Source organism: Streptomyces sp. NPDC054847 (assembly GCF_053610925.1).
Map to the genome: position 1 here is coordinate 1 of NZ_JBSGZJ010000706.1, position 2,126 is coordinate 2,126.

At 71.4% G+C, this 2,126-nt stretch carries 1 protein-coding gene; it reads right to left on the minus strand.

Annotated features, from left to right (window positions below; genetic code table 11):
• Positions 1-2,126: Rne/Rng family ribonuclease (locus ACWGH4_RS34465; RefSeq protein ID WP_453467774.1), on the minus strand; the 2,126-nt coding region annotated here is incomplete at both ends.

The window sequence follows — 2,126 nt, forward strand, 5'->3', positions numbered from 1 at the left end:
ACCGGCGCCACGGCCGGCGCGGGCTCCGCGGCGGCGGGCGCCGCCGGGGCCTCCGGCTCGGACACGGGCTCCGCCACAGGCTCGGCCGCCCTCGGCGCGCCGGCCGGGGCCGACACCTTGCGGGTCGCACGACGACGGCCACGGCCGCGCGTCGCCGCCGCTTCGGCCTCCGCCGCGCTGCTGTACAGCTCCTCGTCCGGGACGAACTCGGGCTCCGCGAGCGCCACGGGTGCCGCGGTCTCGGCGGCGACCTCCGCCTCCGTCTCGAGCTCGGCCTCGGTCTCGACCGCTTCCGGACGACCCTCGATCTCCTGCGCGGCACCACGGCCGCGCTTCTTCGAGCGCTTTCCGCCACCGCCGCCGCCCACGGACGTCGGCTGCTCCATGTGCACGATCACGCCGCGGCCGTTGCAGTGGACACAGGTCTCGGAGAACGACTCGAGCAGGCCCTGGCCGACCCGCTTACGGGTCATCTGGACCAGGCCCAGCGACGTCACCTCGGCCACCTGGTGCTTGGTCCTGTCACGGCCCAGGCACTCCAGGAGCCGCCGCATGACCAGGTCGCGGTTGGACTCGAGCACCATGTCGATGAAGTCGACGACGACGATGCCGCCCAGGTCGCGCAGCCGCAGCTGGCGCACGATCTCCTCGGCCGCCTCCAGGTTGTTCCTGGTGACGGTCTCCTCGAGGTTGCCGCCCTGACCGGTGAACTTCCCGGTGTTGACGTCGACCACGATCATGGCCTCGGTCTTGTCGATCACCAGCGAGCCGCCGCTCGGCAACCAGACCTTGCGGTCCAGCGCCTTCATGAGCTGCTCGTCGATCCGGTGGACGGCGAAGACGTCGGTCTCGCTGGTCCAGCGCTGCAGCCGGTCCACCAGGTCCGGCGCCACGTGCGAGACGTAGCCGTGGATGGTGTCCCATGCCTCGTCGCCGCTGACGACGACCTTGGAGAAGTCCTCGTTGAAGATGTCGCGGACGACCCGGACGGTCATGTCCGGCTCGCCGTAGAGCAGCGTCGGCGCGTTGCCGCTCTTCGCCTTCTTCTGGATGTCCTCCCACTGCGCCTGGAGACGCTCGACGTCACGGCGCAGCTCGTCCTCGCTCGCGCCCTCGGCGGCGGTGCGCACGATCACACCCGCGTCCTCGGGGACGATCTTCTTGAGGATCGTCTTCAGACGCGCGCGCTCGGTGTCGGGCAGCTTGCGGCTGATGCCGGTCATCGAGCCCTCGGGCACGTAGACCAGGTAACGGCCCGGCAGGGACACCTGGCTGGTGAGCCGGGCGCCCTTGTGGCCGATCGGGTCCTTGGTCACCTGGACGAGGACCGACTGGCCGGACTTGAGGGCGGCCTCGATACGGCGGGGGCCGCCCGACATGCCGAGGGACTCGAAGTTCACCTCGCCGGCGTACAGGACCGCGTTGCGGCCCTTGCCGATGTCGACGAAGGCGGCCTCCATGGACGGCAGCACGTTCTGGACCTTGCCCAGGTAGACGTTGCCGACGTAGCTGGTGGCCTGCTCCTTGTTGACGTAGTGCTCGACGAGCACGTTGTCCTCGAGGACGCCGATCTGGGTGCGCTCGCCGCTCTGGCGGACGACCATCACCCGCTCGACGGCCTCGCGGCGGGCCAGGAACTCCGCCTCGGTGATGATCGGCACCCGGCGACGGCCCTGCTCACGGCCCTCACGGCGGCGCTGCTTCTTCGCCTCGAGACGCGTCGAGCCCTTGATGGACTGGACCTCGTCGCTCGGCTCCTCCTTCTTGCGGGGCTCGCGGACCTTGACGACCGTGCGCTCCGGGTCGTCGGTGACCGCTTCGGCCTCCGCGGCACCGTCACCGCTGCGACGGCGACGACGGCGGCGGCGACGGCTGCTGCTCGTACCGGCGGCGGAAGGAGTCTCCGTGTCGGTCTCGTCCTCCTCGTCGCCCTCTTCCTGGGCTTCCTCCGCCTCGGCGTCCGCGTCCTCGGCCCGCTCCTCCGCGGAGTCGTCCGCGTCGGGGGCCTCGCCACGGCGACGGCGTCGGCCACCACGACGGCGGCGGCGCGACGGGCGGTCCTCGTACTCGTCCTGCTCCTCGGCCTCGGCCGCTTCCGCCTCCTCGGGCTCCGCCTCGTCCTCGGC